Origin of the sequence: Streptomyces griseoflavus, from assembly GCF_014649995.1 — a bacterium.
In the GTDB taxonomy this organism is placed as follows: Bacteria; Actinomycetota; Actinomycetes; order Streptomycetales; family Streptomycetaceae; genus Streptomyces; species Streptomyces griseoflavus.
The window spans coordinates 310388-328262 of the sequence record NZ_BMUC01000008.1; the positions used below are offsets into that span (position 1 = coordinate 310388).

General features: G+C 72.9%; 18 protein-coding genes. 12 read left to right on the forward strand and 6 right to left on the reverse strand.

The window, feature by feature from the left end; translation table 11 throughout:
* Positions 1 to 2: 2 nt before the first annotated feature.
* Genes IE172_RS19075 through IE172_RS19105 form a run of 7 tightly spaced genes read left to right on the forward strand, consistent with a single transcriptional unit; the run spans position 3 to position 6881 of the window.
* Positions 3 to 929 (forward strand): sirohydrochlorin chelatase, encoded by a 927-nt coding sequence (locus tag IE172_RS19075; RefSeq protein WP_190098425.1) that lies wholly within the window; start codon positions 3 to 5, stop codon positions 927 to 929.
* Positions 926 to 1393, forward strand: coding sequence for an urease subunit beta (locus IE172_RS19080; RefSeq protein ID WP_190098426.1), 468 nt, complete (start codon positions 926 to 928; stop codon positions 1391 to 1393). Before IE172_RS19075 ends, IE172_RS19080 begins: the two co-directional genes overlap by 4 nt.
* Position 1394: 1 nt before the next feature.
* Positions 1395 to 3119: an urease subunit alpha gene (ureC, locus tag IE172_RS19085; protein WP_190098427.1), complete on the forward strand. Its 1725-nt coding sequence runs from the start codon at positions 1395 to 1397 to the stop codon at positions 3117 to 3119.
* Positions 3120 to 3123: 4 nt separating this feature from the next.
* On the forward strand, positions 3124 to 3882 hold the full coding sequence (locus IE172_RS19090) for an urease accessory protein UreF (protein ID WP_190098428.1): 759 nt from the start codon (positions 3124 to 3126) through the stop codon (positions 3880 to 3882).
* 56 nt (positions 3883 to 3938) lie between these two features.
* Complete coding sequence (ureG, locus tag IE172_RS19095; protein ID WP_190098429.1) at positions 3939 to 4559, forward strand: urease accessory protein UreG; 621 nt, start codon at positions 3939 to 3941, stop codon at positions 4557 to 4559.
* A 1-nt stretch (position 4560) separates the two neighbouring features.
* Positions 4561 to 5502: an urease accessory protein UreD gene (locus tag IE172_RS19100; RefSeq protein ID WP_190098430.1), complete on the forward strand. Its 942-nt coding sequence runs from the start codon at positions 4561 to 4563 to the stop codon at positions 5500 to 5502.
* 32 nt (positions 5503 to 5534) lie between these two features.
* On the forward strand, positions 5535 to 6881 hold the full coding sequence (locus IE172_RS19105; protein ID WP_190098431.1) for an ammonium transporter: 1347 nt from the start codon (positions 5535 to 5537) through the stop codon (positions 6879 to 6881).
* A gap of 30 nt (positions 6882 to 6911) precedes the next feature.
* Here IE172_RS19105 and IE172_RS19110 read toward each other — a convergent pair whose 3' ends face one another.
* Positions 6912 to 7571, reverse strand: coding sequence for a hypothetical protein (locus tag IE172_RS19110; protein WP_190098432.1), 660 nt, complete (start codon positions 7569 to 7571; stop codon positions 6912 to 6914).
* 269 nt (positions 7572 to 7840) lie between these two features.
* Between IE172_RS19110 and IE172_RS19115 the strand changes: the two genes are divergently transcribed.
* Complete coding sequence (locus tag IE172_RS19115) at positions 7841 to 8896, forward strand: hypothetical protein (protein ID WP_190098433.1); 1056 nt, start codon at positions 7841 to 7843, stop codon at positions 8894 to 8896.
* Between the two features lie 146 nt (positions 8897 to 9042).
* Here the strand turns inward: IE172_RS19115 and IE172_RS19120 are convergent, their stop codons facing one another.
* On the reverse strand, positions 9043 to 9765 hold the full coding sequence (locus IE172_RS19120; protein WP_190098434.1) for a TetR/AcrR family transcriptional regulator: 723 nt from the start codon (positions 9763 to 9765) through the stop codon (positions 9043 to 9045).
* Positions 9766 to 9857: 92 nt separating this feature from the next.
* On the opposite strand from IE172_RS19120, the gene IE172_RS19125 reads away from it, so the two are divergent.
* Positions 9858 to 11540 carry a CocE/NonD family hydrolase gene (locus tag IE172_RS19125; protein ID WP_190098435.1) on the forward strand — a complete coding sequence of 561 codons (1683 nt, stop codon included), beginning with the start codon at positions 9858 to 9860 and terminating at the stop codon, positions 11538 to 11540.
* A 52-nt stretch (positions 11541 to 11592) separates the two neighbouring features.
* Positions 11593 to 12114 (forward strand): chloramphenicol phosphotransferase CPT, encoded by a 522-nt coding sequence (gene cpt / locus IE172_RS19130; protein ID WP_190098436.1) that lies wholly within the window; start codon positions 11593 to 11595, stop codon positions 12112 to 12114.
* Between the two features lie 13 nt (positions 12115 to 12127).
* Here cpt and IE172_RS19135 read toward each other — a convergent pair whose 3' ends face one another.
* From IE172_RS19135 to IE172_RS19145, 3 genes are all read right to left on the reverse strand, one after another.
* Entirely contained in the window at positions 12128 to 12835 is a 708-nt protein-coding gene (locus IE172_RS19135) for an ester cyclase (RefSeq protein ID WP_190098437.1), read from the reverse strand.
* A 149-nt stretch (positions 12836 to 12984) separates the two neighbouring features.
* Positions 12985 to 13758, reverse strand: a complete 774-nt coding sequence (locus tag IE172_RS19140) for an SDR family NAD(P)-dependent oxidoreductase (RefSeq protein ID WP_190098438.1) — start codon at positions 13756 to 13758, stop codon at positions 12985 to 12987.
* A gap of 169 nt (positions 13759 to 13927) precedes the next feature.
* On the reverse strand, positions 13928 to 14608 hold the full coding sequence (locus IE172_RS19145; RefSeq protein ID WP_190098439.1) for an MOSC domain-containing protein: 681 nt from the start codon (positions 14606 to 14608) through the stop codon (positions 13928 to 13930).
* 79 nt (positions 14609 to 14687) lie between these two features.
* On the opposite strand from IE172_RS19145, the gene IE172_RS19150 reads away from it, so the two are divergent.
* Complete coding sequence (locus IE172_RS19150; RefSeq protein WP_190098440.1) at positions 14688 to 15584, forward strand: LysR family transcriptional regulator; 897 nt, start codon at positions 14688 to 14690, stop codon at positions 15582 to 15584.
* Between the two features lie 91 nt (positions 15585 to 15675).
* Here IE172_RS19150 and IE172_RS19155 read toward each other — a convergent pair whose 3' ends face one another.
* The gene (locus tag IE172_RS19155) at positions 15676 to 16008 is read right to left on the reverse strand and encodes a WhiB family transcriptional regulator (protein WP_190098441.1); all 333 of its coding nucleotides are present in this window, start codon (positions 16006 to 16008) and stop codon (positions 15676 to 15678) included.
* Between the two features lie 378 nt (positions 16009 to 16386).
* Between IE172_RS19155 and IE172_RS19160 the strand changes: the two genes are divergently transcribed.
* Complete coding sequence (locus IE172_RS19160; RefSeq protein WP_003948568.1) at positions 16387 to 16998, forward strand: response regulator transcription factor; 612 nt, start codon at positions 16387 to 16389, stop codon at positions 16996 to 16998.
* Positions 16999 to 17875: the final 877 nt, after the last annotated feature.

Below are 17875 nucleotides of genomic sequence, written 5' to 3' on the forward strand. Positions count from 1 at the left end.
CCGTGTTCCCGGGCGAGGTGGTCGCGGTGGGAGGCCACGAGAGCGACGGCGGACGCGCCCTGCGCGGGCTGCTGGACCCCCGGGTGCCCTGTGTGCCCGGCGGACGCGAACTGTTCCGGCGCGTCAGCTCGGCGCGCGCCCGGGGCGAACCCGTCTGCGTGGTGCCGATGACCCTGGGCAGGGACCCGGAACTGGTGGCCGACGCCGCCCGCACCCTGCTGGCCCTCTCACCCGAGGACCGCGCCGGGACCGTCCTGGCCGAGCCCTTCGGTACCGCCGACCACCTGGTCGGCTGGCTCCGTGCGGCGGCCACCGGGGTGGCCGGGGACAAGGCGCTGCTGGTCACCGCCCCGACCGGTGACCCGTTCGCCGACGCGGACCTCTTCCGGATCGCGCGCCTCGTACGACAGTACGGCCGGCACCGCACGGTCGAGGTCGCCCTGATCGGAGGCGACCCGGACCCGGCCGAGGGCGTGCGACGGTGCCGGGCCCTCGGCGAGCGGCGCGTCGTCCTCCTCCCGGCCGCCTGGGTGACGCCGGACGTCCCCGACCCCGCACACTGCGAACCGGGCGGCCCGCTGCTCCCCGCACCCGCCGTGGCGGGTGTCCTCGACGCCCGGGTGCACGCGGCGTGGGAGCGGCACGAGTCGCTCGGTGACGACGGCCTCAGCCGGGGGCTCTCGGCCGCCCACGACCACGGTCTCGCCCACAGCCACGGCCCCGGCGACCACGGCCACGACCACCACCACGGGCCCGCGCGCCCCGGCAGTTCCCACGCCCCACACACCCACGACCCGCACACCCACGACCCGCACGAGCCGGACGGCGAGGTGGTGTCGCCGTCCGGCCACCGTGTCCCGGACGGCGTCCCGCACACGCACCGGGGTGCCGGGCCGTACGTCCTCCCCTCCCACAGGAGCCTTCGATGACACTTCCCCCGCGCTACCAGTACGGCGACGACCCGATCGAGATCAACGCGGGCCGGCGGACCGTCAGGATCACCGTCCGCAACACGGGCGACCGGGCCGTCCAGGTCGGTTCGGACTACCACTTCTTCGAGGTGAACTCGGCCCTCGACTTCGACCGTGACGCCACGCTCGGCATGCACCTCAACATCGCGGCCGGCACCGCCGTCCGCTTCGAGCCGGGCGGCACCCACGAGGTGGAGCTGTGCACCTACGCGGGCACCGGGCGCCTCCACGGCTTCAGCGGCCTCCTCAACGGCAGCGTCAGGTCGCACCCCGCCCGGGTCGAGGCCGTCAGCCGGGCGATGCGGCGCGGCTTCCGCGGAGCGGGCCGGGAGGAGCAGGGGGACCAGCCCGGCGGTGAGGCCGGCAAGGCCGGCTCGGACGAGTCCGGCGCCGGGAAGAACACGAAGAAGGGATCACACTGACATGCCGACCCTCTCCCGCAAGCAGTACGCCGACCTGTTCGGCCCCACGGTGGGCGACCGGTTCCGGCTGGCCGACACCAACCTCGTCGTCGAGGTCGAGAAGGACTTCCGTGAGGGCTCCTACGGCGACGAAGTGGTCTACGGCGGCGGCAAGACCATGCGCGACGGCATGTCCTCCGACCCCCAGGCCACCGCCGCCCAGGGCGCTCTCGACCTGGTGATCACCAACGTCGTGGTCATGGACCCGGTGGTCGGTGTGGTCAAGTGCGACATCGGCGTCAAGGACGGCTTCATCGCGGGCATCGGAAAGGCCGGCAACCCGCAGACCCAGGACTCCGTCGACCCCAGGCTCGTCGTCGGCACCGGCACGGAGGTCATCGCCGGCGAGCACCTGATCGCCACCGCCGGGGCCATGGACGCGCACGTCCACCTCATCACCCCCCAGCAGTGCGAACAGGCACTCAGCAACGGCATCACCACCCTGTTCGGCGGCGGCACCGGTCCGACCGACGGCACCAACGGCACCACCTGCACCCCCGGCCCCTTCAACCTCGCCCGCATGCTGCAGGCCGCCGAGGACCTGCCGGTCAACCTCGGCATCATGGGCAAGGGCAACGGCAGCCTGCCCGGCGCCCTGGACGAGCAGCTCGAGGCCGGGGCCGCCGCCCTCAAGGTCCACGAGGACTGGGGCTCCACACCCGCCGTCATCGACAACTCGCTGGCCGTCGCCGACCGGCACGACGTCCAGGTCGCGATCCACACCGACACCCTCAACGAGGGCGGCTTCTTCGAGGACACCCGCTCCGCGATCGACGGCCGCACGATCCACACCTTCCACAGCGAGGGCGCGGGCGGCGGCCACGCCCCCGACATCCTGCGGGTCACCGGCGAGCCCAACGTCCTGCCGTCCTCCACCAACCCCACGCTGCCGTACACCAAGAACTCCGTGGACGAGCTGCTGGACATGGTGATGGTGTGCCACCACCTCAGCCACGACATCCCCGAGGACGTGGCCTTCGCGGACAGCCGGGTGCGCGCGGAGACCATCGCGGCCGAGACGGTCCTGCACGACCGCGGCATCATCAGCATGATCTCGTCCGACTCCCAGGCCATGGGCCGCATCGGCGAGTCCGTCACCCGCGCCTTCCAGATCGCGCACGTGTGCAAGGAGGCCTTCGGACCGCTGCCCGAGGACTCCGAGCGCAACGACAACCAGCGCGTCCTGCGCTACCTGGCCAAGGTCACCATCAACCCGGCCGTCGCCAGCGGCATCTCGGACTACGTCGGCTCGATCGAACCGGGCAAGCTCGCCGACATCGTCCTGTGGCCGATGCACTCCTTCGGCGCCAAGCCGAAGATGGTCATCAAGGGCGGCATCATCTCCTGGGCCCAGATGGGCGACCCCAACGCCTCGCTGCCCACCCCGCAGCCCGTCTACTACCGGCCGTCCTTCGCTCACTTCGGCCGCGCCATGCAGGCGACGCACGTCACCTTCATGTCGCAGGCCGGCATCGCGGCCGGGGTGCCCGGCAAGCTCGGCCTGGAACGGCAGGTGCTCCCGGTGCGCAAAACCCGCACCATCGGCAAGCACAACATGGTCCGCAACGACGTCGTGCCGCGGATCGAGGTCGATCCGGAGACGTACAAGGTGACGGTGGACGGGGAGGTCGTGACCATCGACCCCGCCCAGAAGCTGCCGCTCAACCAGCTGTACTTCCTGGCCTGAGCGCATGTACCGCGACACGGATGCCGCGCCCGACGAGCCGGGCGGGCAGAGCCCGGGCACCGGGGTGCCGGGTGCCACGGACCTGGACCACCTCCTGGTCGGCCTCCAGCTGACCGATTCGGCCTTCCCCAGCGGCTTCTACACCCTCTCGCACGGCCTGGAGGGATTCGTGCAGGAGGGGGCCGTCGACCGGGACTCGCTGCCCCTGCTGCTCCACGACCTCCTCAGGCACGGGGTCGGCCCGTCCGACGCCACCGCGCTGGCCCTCGCCCACCGGGCGGCCGCCGCGGGGGACTGGGAGGCGGTGGCCGCCGTGGACCGGCGCCTGCACGCCACGAAACTCAGCCAGGAGATGCGGCGGGCGGCCGCCCGGACCGGGCGTCAGCTGCTGGACCTGGCCGCCGAGGTGTTCGGCACGGACGGTGTCGCCCGGTACCACCGGGAGGTGACGGCCCGTCGGGCACCGGGCACGCAGGCCGTCGCGGCCGGTGTCGTGTACGCGGCGGCCGGGGTGCCGGTGCGGCAGGCGGTCGCCGCCGACCTGTTCGCGTTCTGCGCGAGCTTCGCCGGTGCCGCGCTGCGCCTGCGACTCACCGACCACCGGCTGGCCCAGGTCCTGCTGCGGCGCACGGCACCGGTCATCGCGGAGACGACCTGTCAGGCACTGGCCCGGGGATTCGAGGACCTCGGGTCGACGACCTTCACCGCGGACGTGATGTCCGCGCGCCACGAGCGGGCGGAGGCCCGCCTGTTCGCCAGCTGACCGGCGTCCACGTCCGGCAGTGGCGACCCGTACCGGAGAGGAAGAGTTGAGGGAGCATGCGAGACAACGTTCTGCGCGTAGGAGTGGGCGGCCCGGTCGGCTCGGGCAAGACCGCCCTGATCGAGGCGCTCGTCCCGATCCTCATCGAGCAGGGGCACCGCCCCGCGGTGATCACCAACGACATCTACACCCAGGAGGACGCGCAGCACATCCGCCGCACGCTCGACGGGGTGCTGCCGGGAGACCGCGTGGTCGGCGTGGAGACGGGCGCCTGCCCGCACACCGCCGTGCGCGACGACCCGACGATGAACCTGGCGGCGGGCGCCGAGATGCTGGAGAAGCACCCGGAGGTCGACGTCCTCTTCTACGAGAGCGGCGGCGACAACCTGACCCTGACCTTCAGCCCCGCCCTGGTGGACGTCTTCGTCTTCGTCCTGGACACGGCCGAGGGGGAGAAGATGCCGCGCAAGCGGGGGCCGGGCATCACCACGTCCGACCTGCTGGTCATCAACAAGATCGACATCGCCCGCTACGTGCGGACCGACCTCACCGTGATGGAGTCCGACGCCCACCGGGTACGGGGCGACGGACCGGTGGCGCTGACCGACTGCCTGACCGGCAAGGGCGTGGACGAGGTCGCCGCGTTCCTCGAGTCCCGCCGCAAGGTGATGGTCTGACGTGCCGGCGGTCCGCGACCGGCTGGCGCCGGAGCACTACGAGGCGGTCCGGCTGCCGCCCGAGCTGACGGCGTTCTCGACGGTGCCGGAGACGCTCGGCCCGGGCTCGGCGGCCAAGGTCGGCATCCTGGACCTGGGGTTCGCCCGCCGTGGGGACCGCACGGAACTGGTCGAGCGGTACCAGAAGTCACCGCTGGAGATCATGCGCCCGCTGTACGTCGACCCGGAGATGCCCGGTATGGCGTGCACCTACGTGATGGCCACCGGCGGCGGCATCGCCCAGGCGGACCGCTACCGCGTGGACCTGCGGTGCGGCCCGGGCGCCGAGGCACTGTTCACCACCCAGGCGGCCACGAAGGTCTACCGGATGGAGGACGACTACGCGACGCAGCGCGTGCACCTGACGGCGGACGACGGAGCCTACGTCGAGTACCTGCCCGACCCGCTGATCCCGTTCGCGGGCGCGCGCTTCCACCAGGGCGCGGAACTGACCGTCGACGAGAACGCCACGGTCGTCTACGCCGAGACGGTCACGGCGGGCCGCCTCGCCCGGGGCGAGCGGCACCGCTACACGCTGCTCACCACCGACCTGGAGATCCGGCGGCCGGACGGGACCCTGCTCGCGGTGGACACCCTCCGGCTGCAACCGGAGCGGCACGGTGGGGTGACGGGCCCGGGCGTCTTCTCCGGGCACGACCACGTCGCCTCGCTGTTCGTGGTGAGCGGCCGGCGCCCCGCGGCCGAGATCGCCGACACCCTGCACCGGGCGCTGACGGGCCGTGACGTGCTGCACGGGGCGAGCACCCTGCCCGACGACTGCGGGGCCTGGGTGCGGATCCTCGGCCGCGACCAGCCCCGCTTCACCGCTGCCGTCCACGACGCGTGGGACGCGGTGAGACGACTCCTCACCGGCCACCCGGCCCCCGACCTGCGCAAGCAGTAGCGCACCCGACTCGACCAGGAGACCGTGCCGCCGTGATCACCGCACCCGCCCCCATGCCCCCCGCCTACGACTCCGGCGACACCGCCTGGATGCTGGCCGCGGCAGCGATGGTGCTGCTGATGACCCCCGCTCTGGCGTTCTTCTACGGCGGCATGGTCCGTACGAAGCACATCCTGGTCATGCTCAAGATGAGCTTCGCCTCGCTCTGCTTCGTGAGCATCCTCTGGTACATGGTCGGCTACTCGCTCGCCTTCGGTCCGGACGTCGGGGGCGCGGGCCTCATCGGCAACCTGGACCACGCCTTCCTGCGGGGCATCGAGCCGAACACCCTGACCGGGTCCATCCCGACCTACGTCTACACCACGTTCCAGATGGGCTTCGCCATCGTCACGGTAGCGCTGATCAGCGGATCCATCGCCGGACGGGCCACCATGCGGGGGTGGCTGGTCTTCTCCGCCCTGTGGCTCCTGATCGTCTACGTGCCCATCGCGCACTGGGTCTTCGACGCGGAGAGCGGATGGATCACGAAGCACCTGGGCGCGCTGGACTTCGCCGGAGGGCTGCCGGTGGAGCTCAACTCGGGGATCGCCGGACTCGCGGTCGCCCTCGTCGTCCGGGGCCCGGCCGACTTCCGGCGCAAGGAGCCGAGGCCCAACAACATTCCCCTGGTCATGATCGGTGTGGCCCTGCTGTGGTTCGGCTGGCTGGCCTTCAACGCCGGCTCGGCCGTCCGCGACACGGGTACGGCCGCCACCGCCTTCATCAACACCCAGCTCGGCGCCGCCGGCGCCATGGTCACCTGGCCGCTCGTGGAGTACTGGCGCACCCGCAGGGTCACGATGATGGGCGTCGGCTCGGCCGCGGTGGCCGGCATGGTGGCCATCACCCCCGCCTGCGGCGAGATCGACCCCACCGGCGCGCTGGTGACCGGCCTCGTCGCGGGTGCGTTCTGCGCGTACGCCGTCACGCTGAAGTACCGCCTGAACGTGGACGACACCCTCGACGTCGTGGGAGTGCACGGCGCGGGCGGCCTGATCGGTCTGATCATGGTCGGTCTGTTCGCCACGGCGAACGTCAGCGGGAAGGAGGGCCTCTTCTACGGCGGCGGTCTCTCCCTGCTGTGGCGGCAGATCGTCGCCATCCTCGCCGTCGCGGCGTTCTCCTTCGTCGTGACCTGGATCATCGCCAAGGCCGTCGACGTCGTCGTCGGCTTCACCGACAAGGAGTCCTACGCCGCCGTGCCGGGCGAGGACGAGGAACGCGCCTACGACCTGCGCACCGCGGAACGGCTGGACGCCCTGACGGCCGGTGGCCGGGGCCCCGACAAGGAGACGCTGGCCGAGGTACAGCGCCTCCTCAGGGACCACCGGGAGCAGTGAGCGGGAAGGGCCGACGGGGGGCCGCGCCGACTATGCCGCCGCGTCGGCCTGACGGATGTCCTCGTGCAGATGACCCATGAACTCGGCCATCTCCTCGACCGCGGGGGACGCGGGTGATGCCCGCCGGGCCGCGGCGCGCAGCCAGTCCGTGGTCGCCAGCGCGACCCGTGCGGCGTCCTCGGTGTGCTGCTCGAAGAGGAGTTTGTCGATGCGGTAGGCGATGTCGCTGAGCGTCTCCTCGTCCGTCCCGGGCGGCAGGGTGCCGTCCAGCGCCGCGGGGAGCGGTTCCGCGGCCCGTGCCGCGCGCAGGGCCTCCACCACCGAGGGGTCGTCGCTGTACCGGTCGAGGTTGCCGGTCAGGGCGGTCAGCCGTGCGATCAGGCGGGGGAGACCGGGGTGACGGTCCAGCCAGGCCAGCAGCTGCGGCTCACCGCCGAGGTGACTGCTCACCGTGTACAGCCGCTCCTTCGCCCTCGGAGAGAGGGACCACCCCAGGGGCAGGACCTCCGCCACCTCCTCCGCCAGCCGGTTCTCCTCCTCGGGGTCGAGCCCGTCCTCGGCGAAGCGGAGGACCTTCTCCTCGTCCAGACCGTACGTGTCCGGCCCCACCCGTTCCTGTGCGGGACGTGAGGCCCCCGGCCGACGGTGCAACAGCCGGCCGACGAACTTGCTGAGCGGCTTGTCGTGCACGGAACCTCCTGGTCAGCTTCCGTATGGACGACACCCTTCCGGGTTCCGTTCGGAAGGATGGTCAACGACGCCTGCGCGTCCGCCGACAGTCCCACCAGAGTCCCACCGTTCCGGCCGGCGGGCGAGCCGGGCACCGCGGGGCCCGCCGCTCGCGGCGGACGAAGCGGTCCGTGCCGCGGCCACCCGGGCCACCGCCCCGGAGAAGCGGTGTGTGAAGGTGGGGCTGCTGTGCCGGGGAGGGCACGGGTGGCGAGCCGGAGGGGTGGCCGATGAACCAAGTGCTGTACGAGGAGCGGTCGTGGAACCCGCTCGCCCGGGACGTGGAACTCACCGAGGGCGGGCTGCGCAGGGGCGGCAGGACGACCCCGCTGGACGAGCTGAACCTCGCCGCCATGGCGGAAGCGTTCCTGCGCGGGTACTGGCTCGGCGGCGGAGGCAGCGAACGCCCCCTGGCCTCCTTGCCGCCCGGCCGCGGGACCGTCCCGGTCACCCGGGCGACCGGCACCACCACGCCCCTGAAGCCACGTCGGGCCGCGGCGTTCGCCCGCGCGCTGGGCGAGCTCGCGGTACGCGGGTGCGGCGGACCCGACCGGGTGACCGCGCTCGCCGCGCGGGCGCACGCGGAGGGTGTCCCCCTCTGGATCGCGCGCCGGTACGCGCCGGCCCCCGCCGGGACGGTGACCGTCGCCGTGGACCGCCGCTCGGTCCGCGTGGACGTCTGGGGCCCGCACGCCCCCGCCGTCCGGCTCCGGGCACCGTACGGCCACCTCCCCCACGGCTCCGACCGGGCCGGCGGCCTGATCCTGACCGTCGGCGACATCACGGCGGAGCTGGAGCTGCGGAGGAAGCTTCGCAAGTCGAAGAGCAGCGTCGAGATCCGCCTGCCCGACCGGCGGTGGACCCTGCGCCGGGAGAACGCGGTGAGCTCGTCGCTGCTGCGCGACGACACCCGGGTCGCCGTGCTCACCCGCCCGCCCCGCGGCGCGGCCCCCGCCCCCGGCACCGTCCTGCTGCCGCTGGGTGACGTCCACCACGAGAGCCCCGACCCCCTGGACGCCGTGATGGCCCACGCGGTCGCGGTCTCCTTCGGCCTGGGCGACACCACGGGCCTGGCACGGTTCCGCCCCGCGCGCCCCCACCACGACACGGACGGCGCCCTCTGGGACCGCCCCTGGTTCAGCAACCTCGGCCGGGGCCGCGAGGACAACGAACCCGGCGGCGGCGACGGCTGGGGCAGCGACGGCGGAGACGGCGGCGACGGGGGCGGAAGCGGCGGAAGCGACGGCGGAGGGGGCGACGGGGGCGGCGGCGGGGGCGGCGACTAGGCGCCCCACGGGACGGCGGCCCCCTCCCGTCGGGCCGGTCGTTCACCACGCACCGGCCCGATGAGCCTGCCCGCCGCCACCCGGCGCACCGGCGTGATCACCCAGGTGGCACCGGTTCGCGGCCGTCGTCGGCCGGGTCCCGGAGGTCAGCCGGTGTCGAGGCCGTCGATCAGGCGGTCGAGGAAGCGGGTGAAGGTGGCTTCCGGGGTGAGGGGGCGGCCGGGGGCGGCGAGGGCTTCGGCGAGTTCCGGGTGGTGGCCGTCGGCGGCGACGGCGGCCAGGTAGCGGGCCTCGGCCGCGGCCCGGTCCGGGCACCGCGCGGCGGTGGACTGGGCGACCTCGTAGGCGACCTGTCCCGCCACGAACGCGGTGAGCTGCGCGAACACTTCGAGCTTCGCCGCCCCGTCCAGTCCGGTGGGCCGCAGGACGGCGAGCGCGTGTTCCAGGAAGGCCAAGGTGTGGGGGCCCGGAACACGACGGGTCGACAGGGCGGCGGGCAGCCAGCGGTGCCGCAGCATGTGGACGCGCTGACGGTGGGCGACGGCCTTCAGGTCGGCACGCCAGTCGCCGCTGGGCGGGTCCGTGTCCGTCAGTTCGGCGCTGACGTGGTCGACCATCAGCTCCAGCAGGGTCTCCTTGTCGGGGGCGTAGCTGTAGAGCGACATGGCGCCGGAGCCCACCTGGGCGGCGACGCGCCGCATGGTGACGGCTTCGAGCCCTTCGGTGTCCGCCAGGGCGACGGCCGCCGCGACGATCTCCTCCCGGCTGAAGGAGGGCCGGCGGCCCCGGCGCGGCTCGGCGGGACGCAGCCAGAGCTGCTCCGGGTCGACGCCCGCGGCGCCGGACCTCTCGTCACGGGGCTTGGTCATGCGCCTCTTCCCTGGTCGCCGAGGCGGTTCTTGCGTAGGCCATCCAACCATCGTCTATTCTCGTACACTGTACGGAAAAGAGGAGGGGAACGATGCCATCACGCACGCCCGACGCCACCGGACGGGCATGGACACCACCTGCCGGGAAGCCGCCGCTGTCCTCGCGTCTGCTGAGGGCCACCTGGCGAGGCCTGCCGGAGAAACGGCACGAGGCCGGATGGGAGCCCGGCCTGGAGGTGCCGGCCGCCGACGGCAGTCCGTTGGTCACCGACCACTACTTCCCGCGTGCCGAGGGCGACTTCCCGACCCTGCTCATCCGCTCGCCCTACGGCCGCGGCCTGCCGTGGTCGCCCCAGTACGGCCTGCTCTTCGCCGAACAGGGATTCCACGTGATCCTCCAGAGCTGCCGCGGCACCGGCGGCTCGGGAGGCGCCTTCCACCTGTGGCGCAACGAGGCCGCCGACGGACAGGCCACCGTCTCCTGGCTGCGCGGACGACCCTGGTTCAACGGGGTGCTCGGGACCGTCGGCCCCAGTTACCTCGGCTACGTGCAATGGGCGCTCGCCCTGGACCCGCCGCCGGAACTGAGGGCGATGGTGGTGCAGATGGGGCTGCACGACCCCTACGCCCTCTTCCACACCGACGGTGCGCTGCGCCTGGAGAACGCCCTCGCCGTCGGCGTGGGCATGACCTACCAGCACCGCGGCATGGTGCCCTTCCTCAAGGCGACCCTGCGCCTGCGGCGCCGCCTGCGCACCGTCACCACCGCGCAGCCCCTGCGCGGGGCGCACACAGCCGCACTGGGGGACGACGTGCCCTGGCTGGACGACGTCATGACGCACGCGGACGCCAAGCACGCCTTCTGGCACGGCGCGTCACTCGAGGAGGCGGCCGAGCGGCTCCGGGTGCCCACGGCCCTGATCACCGGATGGCACGACGCCCTGGCCGATCAGACCTTCGATCAGTACGACCGGCTCCGCCTGGCCGGGTGCGAGACCAGCCTCCTCGTCGGCCCCTGGACCCACACCTCCGCCCTGCAACAGGGGTGGCCCGAGGTGTTCGCCGAAAGCCTCGCCTGGCTGCGTGCCCACCTCTGCGCCGACCCCGCCGGCCTGCGCACCTCCGCCGTGCGCGTGCACGTCGGCGGCGAGGACGCCTGGCGCGACCTCGACGACTGGCCGCCGTCCCCCGCCGTCACCCCGTGGTACCCCACCGCGGAAGGGCATCTCACCCGGCTGGCCCCCGCGGGCCCCCTGCCGCTGACGACGTTCCGCTACGATCCGGCCGACCCCACCCCGTCCCTCGGCGGTCCCCTGCTTTCCCCCGGCGCCGGCCCACGCGACAACGGCGCCCTGGAGGCCCGGTCCGACGTCCTGACCTTCACCGGCCCGCCACTGACCGAACCCGTGGATGTCCTGGGCCCGGTCTCCGCGCGGCTGAGCCTCTCGACGGACACCGGACACGCCGACGTCTTCGCCCGCCTGTGCGACGTGGACTTGGCGGGCCGTTCCGTCAACGTCTGTGACGGGCTGGGCCGGATCCGGACGACCTCGGACGCACCCTCGCAGGTCACCGTGCCGATGAGCGCCACCGCCCACCGCTTCGCCGCCGGGCACCGCATACGCTGGCAGATCAGCGCGGGTGCCCATCCGCGGTACGCCCGCAACCCCGGCACCGGGGTCCCGCCGGCGGACGCCACCACCTTCACACCGGTACGCGTCACCCTGCACGCGGACTCGGTGCTGAGCCTCCCGCACGGCACCGTGCGCGCGTAATTCGCTTCGTGCGGGGCGTGAGACGTCCTACTGTGACGCGGTGACGACGCGGATGATCATTCTCAATGGCGGGTCCAGCTCCGGGAAGACCGGGATCGTGCGGTGTCTGCAGGCCGTACTGCCGCAGCCGTGGCTGGCGTTCGGGGTCGACTCGTTCGTCGACGCGCTGCCCGCGAAGCTTCAGGCCTCCGACGCGGGGCTCGACATCGCGGCGGACGGCACGGTGAACGTCGGAGAGGAGTTCCGGGCGCTGGAGGCGGCCTGGACCGAGGGCATCGTGGCGATGGCCCGCGCGGGCGCCCGGATCGTCGTGGACGACGTGTTCCTCGGCGGGGCCGCGTCCCAGCAGCGGTGGCAGAAGGCTCTCGGCGACGTGGGCGCGCTGTGGGTCGGTGTCCGGTGCGACAGTGCCGTCGCCGCGGGGCGGGAGACCGCGCGGGGGGACAGGGTTCAGGGGATGGCCGCCCTGCAGGCGGACGCGGTGCACGAGGGGGTCGTCTACGACCTGGAGGTTGACACCACACGCACCGAGTCCCTGGTGTGCGCCCACACCATCGCCGCCCAGGTGCGCTGACCGCCCGGCCGGCTCAGAGCTCCGTCGGCTCCAGCGCCCCCAACTGCGCCATCAGCCCCAGCCGGTCGTACTGCCACCAGCCCTCGACGATCTTCCCGGTGTCGCCGAAGCGGAAGATGGTCGTGCCGGTCATGGAGACCTTCTTCCCCGTGGCGGGGATGCCCAGGAAGTCACCCTTGTGGGTGCCCTCCCAGCTCCAGCGGGTGCACACCCGGTCGTCCTGGGCGAACTGGTCCTCGAGGCGGAACGAGAAGTCGAAACCGCCGCGCCACACGTCCATCTCGCGCCGGAAGTGGTCGAGGCCGATCACGTCCTGCTCGTTCGCCGGATCGTGGTCGTGGTAGTGCTCCTCGATCAGGCCCGTCATCGGGGACAGGTCGGCGGCGGTGGTCACCACCTCGAAGAAGCGGCGCGCGGAGCCCGCGTTCAGCCGCGCGTCCCGCACCACGTCGAGATCCGTGAACGTGGGCATCTCGTCACAGAGGGCCACCATCTCCCGGAAGATCCGGTCGGTCTCCGGGAGCTGCGAGTTCCGCATCGCCTCCTCGTACGACGGGAACTCCACGATCTCGACGACGTGCGAGGTGTTCGAGCGGTCCTTGCCGACCATCGCGTGCGTCGCCGTCCGCTTGCCCCTGGTCTGCTCGACCCACTGGTCCATGAGCCGGTCCATCTCCTCGAACCGGTCCGTCCGGCAGTCGATGAGCTGTATGAAGGTCATGACGTCGCCACCTCCGGCCCCCGGGGTCCGGGTGTCTCGGTTGGGGTGTCCTGCCTCCTCCATCTTCCTCCGGGGAGCGGTCCGCGTCCCGCCGTGGCCGTGAGGCCGGCCGAGCGCCGGCGACCGGAGGCGAGAGCGGGTCCGGGGTCCTAGCGGGGGCCGTACTTCCGCCCCGTCCGCGAGGACAACCCGCCCAGCAGACCGCGCGGGACCAGCTTCGCCGCCCCCATCAGCGCCTTGTACCGGGGATCGGGGATGGACAGCGACTTGCCCCGGGCCAGGTCGTCGAGCGCCGCCGCCGCGACCTTGTCCGCGTCCAGCCACATCCAGCGGGGGATGTTGTCCGTGCCCATCCCGGCCCGCTGGTGGAACTCGGTGCGCACGAACCCGGGGCACAAAGCCATCAGCCGCACGCCATGGCCCGCCAGATCCACAGCCGCGCCCTGCGTGAACTGCACGACCCACGCCTTGGACGCCCCGTACGTCCCGCGCGGCACGAACGCGGCGGTCGAGGCGACGTTCACGACACCTCCGCGCCCCCGCTCCCGCATCGACTCCACCGCCGCCGACGTCAGCCGCAGCACCGCCTCGCAGTGCACCTTGAGCATCCGCAGCTCGTCGGCCATGGGGACCTCGAGGTAGCGGCCCTTGTTGCCGAAACCGGCGTTGTTGATCAGCAGGTCGACGGGGTTCTTGCGGTTGCCGAGCCGGTCGGCCACCGCCTCGATGCCCTTGTCCTGAGCCAGGTCGGCGGTCAGCACCTCCGCCTCGATGCCGTGGCGGTCGTGCAACTCGGTGGCCTGTTCCCGCAGCCGGCCGGTGTCGCGGGCCACCAGCACCAGGTCATGTCCGTCGGCCGCCAGCCGCCGCGCGAACGCGGCACCGATCCCAGCCGTCGATCCCGTAATCAGAGCCGTTGTCATGGCGCAAGAGTAGTTACCCGGAGGGGAGGCGTCCGCTCAGTGCCTCCCTCCGGCGCCGGGCACCCGTCCGGCTCAGCCGTGTCCCGCCGTGCGGCTCCGGCCCGCCACGTCTCCCGGCCGGGAGACCCGCCCGGCCCGCCGGCAGCACCGCGCCGGTGGTGCCGCGCCGTCAGGTCGGCTGCTGCGCACCGTACTTCTCCCTGTACGTCCGTGCCGTCGCGATCGCTTCCGGGTGCAGGGCGGGGCCTGCCGCGAGCAGGCGGGGCAGCAGCGTCCGCTCCGTCGTCACCGCGCGGAACTGCAGGGCCACCGTCACCTCGTGATCCGGACGGTGGACGATCCGTACGGCGTCGCCCGCCCGTATCTCGCCGGGCCGGATCACCCGCAGGTAGGCGCCCGGCGCGCCCCGCTGCGTGAACCGCTTCACCCAGCCCTTCTCACCCAGGTGGCCCTGGAAGGTGCGGCAGGGAATGCGCCCGCTGGTGACCTCGAGCACCACCTCCGCACCGACGGCCCAGCGCTCGCCGATCAACGCGCCGGAGACGTCGATCCCCTCCGTGGTGAGGTTCTCGCCGAAGGAGCCGTGCGGCAGCGGGCGTCCCAGGGTGCGCTCCCACTCGTCGAGGTCTTCGCGGGCCACGGCGTAGACGGCCTGGTCGTCACCGCCGTGGTGGCGGGTCTCGCACACCGCGTCCCCGGCCAGCCCGCTCCCGCCGACTCCCGCGGGCCCCGGGGCCTGCACCCGCACCGGCCCGGTCACCGGCCGCTTGTCGATGCCCGTCACGCCGTCGGGCTGATCCGTGTACGGCACGGCCCGGGGACTGCCCAGGTTCACAGAGAGAAGCTTCATGGGCGCACGGTAGGCGATGTGTATCAAAGCGTCGACGCAATATCGACCGGGACATCAAAGGGTCGCTTATTCTTGAAGGGTGATCGAAGCCCGTCATCTCCGCGTGCTGCGCGCCGTGGCCACCACCGGTTCCTTCTCCGCGGCGGCCCGGGACCTGGGCTGCACCCAGCCCGCCGTGAGTCAGCAGATGAAGGCGCTGGAAGCGTCGGTCGGCACCCCCCTGCTCGTGCGCACGGGCCGCGAGATGCGTCTGACCCAGGCCGGGGAGGCGCTGGTGCGGCACGCCGCCGGGATCATCGCCGGGCTCACCGCGGCCGAGGAGGAGGTCGCGGCGATCGCCGGCCTGCGCGCGGGCCGGGTCCGGCTCGTCTCCTTCCCCAGCGGCAGTTCCACCCTCGTCCCCACGGCCCTCGCCGCCCTGCGCGACGCCCACCCGGGCACACGGGTCTCCCTGGAGGAGGCCGAACCGCCCCGCTCCGTGCGGATGCTGCGTGAGGGGGACTGCGACGTGGCCCTGGCCTTCCGTTACGAGGGGGCGGCGGGCGCCGAGGAGTGGGAGGACCTCGTCGTGCGGCCGCTCCTGTCGGACCGGCTCGTGGGGCTCCTGCCGGAACGGCACCGGCTCGCCGGCGCGGAAGCCCTCGCCATCGGCGAACTCGCCGGCGAACCCTGGATCGCGGGCTGCCCGCGCTGCCGGGGGCAGCTGGTGGAGGTGTGCGAGGCGGCCGGCTTCACCCCGCGCATCGATTTCGCGACCGACGACTACCCGGCGGTCGCCGGCCTGGTCGGCGCCGGCCTCGGCGTCGCGGTCCTGCCCCAGCTGGCCGTCGAATCCGTACGGCCCCGGGGCGTGCGCACCGTGGCGCTGGAACCCGCCGTGCGGCGGGAGATCGTCGCACTCACCCTTCCGGATCTGGCCCAGGTGCCCGCGGTCGCCGCGACGCTGGAGAAGCTGGCGGCGGCGGCAACCCGCTGAAGGCGCGGCCGCGACCGGCCGCAGGACATGACGGCACCCGCTCAGGAACAAGGGCAGGCGTGCGTACCCGAGTTGCTGGAGAAACGTTCCTTCAGTTGTTCTGGGCGGGAGTGTGTCCGCCGCCGGCCGATGCCGACACCAGCCGGTTGCGCGCCCGCCCCATCAGCTCTTCGCGCTCGTCCTCGGTCAGGCCGCCCCACACGCCGTACGGTTCGCGAACCGCCAGCGCGTGCGCGGCGCACTCGGCGCGTACCGGGCACCTCATGCAGACCTCTTTGGCCGAGTTCTCGCGAGCGCTCCGAGCCGCACCACGCTCGCCCTCGGGATGGAAGAACAGCGAGCTGTCCACCCCGCGGCAGGCGGCCAGGAGCTGCCAGTCCCACAGGTCCGCGTTCGGTCCGGGAAGGCGGGAGAAATCTGCCATTGCGTGACCCCTTGTAGCCGTTCTGGGCGGATCCGGTGTCCAGACCGTACAACTACGATCCAAGGAGATGAAAATATGACTCATTGCGAATCTAGCCCCGGACACCATCAAAGGGGAAGAAATGGGGCTGAATGGGGCATGGGTTGTGGTGAAAGTACGGGGGTCCGTCGCGCATGTCTGCACCGTGAGCGCGTCCTCACGTAGAGTGCCGAAGATGGCAGACGGCCCCGTAACTCTTTCGAGTGACCGTCGTTGAGAGTGCGAGGCGGTTGAAGGAACAAGCGCTCGGGCGGTGTCCGAGACGGTCGACCGCACAGGTGACGATTTCGTACCAGCCTGGAGGCTCAAGGTGACGCGCATCAGCTGCGGAGGGCGGCCATGACTTCCGTCCTCGTCTGCGACGACTCCCCGCTTGCCCGAGAGGCGCTCCGCCGCGCGGTCGCGACCGTGCCCGGTGTCGAGCGCGTGACGACGGCTGCCAACGGCGAGGAAGTCCTCCGCCGCTGGGGAGCCGACCGCTCGGATCTGATTCTGATGGACGTACGCATGCCCGGCCTGGGCGGCGTCGAGACGGTCCGCCGACTGCTCTCGGCCGACCCGGGAGCGCGCATCATCATGCTCACCGTCGCCGAGGACCTCGACGGCGTGGCGCTCGCGGTGGCCGCCGGCGCGCGCGGCTACCTGCACAAGGACGCCTCCCGCGCGGAGCTGCGGGCCACGGTCACACAGGCGCTCGCCGACCCGACCTGGCGGCTCGCCCCGCGCCGGCTGCGCTCCGCCGAGATGGGCGCCGCGCCGACGCTCACCGCGCGTGAGATCCAGGTCCTGGAAGGCATGAGCCACGGCCGCTCCAACGCGGAGATCGGCCGCGAGCTGTTCCTCTCCGAGGACACCGTCAAGACACACGCGCGACGGCTCTTCAAGAAGCTCGGCGCCTCGGACCGGGCCCACGCGGTGGCGCTCGGGTTCCGATGGGGCCTCGTGCGCTAGGGCCCGTCCTTCGGGCCGGGCCGGATGCGCCGTACGGCAACGCGCGCGGACCGGTGAACGGGGGCGCACCGACGCCCCCGCCCGCGACCGGGACGCGCCCCGCGCCGGGAACGCCCGGGTGCCGTGGGCTCGCGGGTCGACTGGGCGCCGCCCGGGGTGTCGCGACGCGAGGGCGTGCCGCGCGCTGTGCGGCGGCGCTCGCCCTGGAGTGCCGCGGCTCGGGCCGTGGCGCCGGCGCACAGGGGCGCACGCCTGCGCGGGCGCCCCTGGCCCGCGGTGATGCGGAGGCCCTGAGGTTCCGTGAGCACGGCGGACCGGACCTCCGGTCCGCACCGGTGAGCGGTGCCGCCGGCCTCGGGACGGCCCGGCGGCACGGTGGCGCGAGCGGGCGGAGACCTCGCCCGGTGGGCGTCGCACGGACGCGTTCCCACGCGGCGTACGGCGGTGGGGGCGCCCGGACCTCCGACGCGTCGGGTGGCACGGGCGACGTCACGAGCGGAGGTGTCCGTCCGCCGGCGGACGGAGCCGCGGCGGTTCGGGCCCGGGCGACGGCGGAAGGAGCCGCAGTGGTTCAGGCTTGCGCGGCGGCGGGCGGAGCCGCAGTGGTTCAGTCCTGGGCGACGGCGGGCGGGGCCGCGGTGGTGACCGCCCGGACGCTGTCGCTCGGCCGTGCCGCGCGGTCCCGAAGGCGGTCCGGGAGGCCGGCCGTGCCGGGCGCGGGGCACGATGGCGCCGGGCGGGTCGGGGCAACGGTCCCCGGTGACGGCCGCGTACACGCTGCGAACCGCACCGAAAACCGGCCCCACCAGGGCGTTCACGAGGGCCGGAAGGTGCCCGCTGCTTGTTTCGTCGCGGATGGCGCATCCTTGAGGTGTGG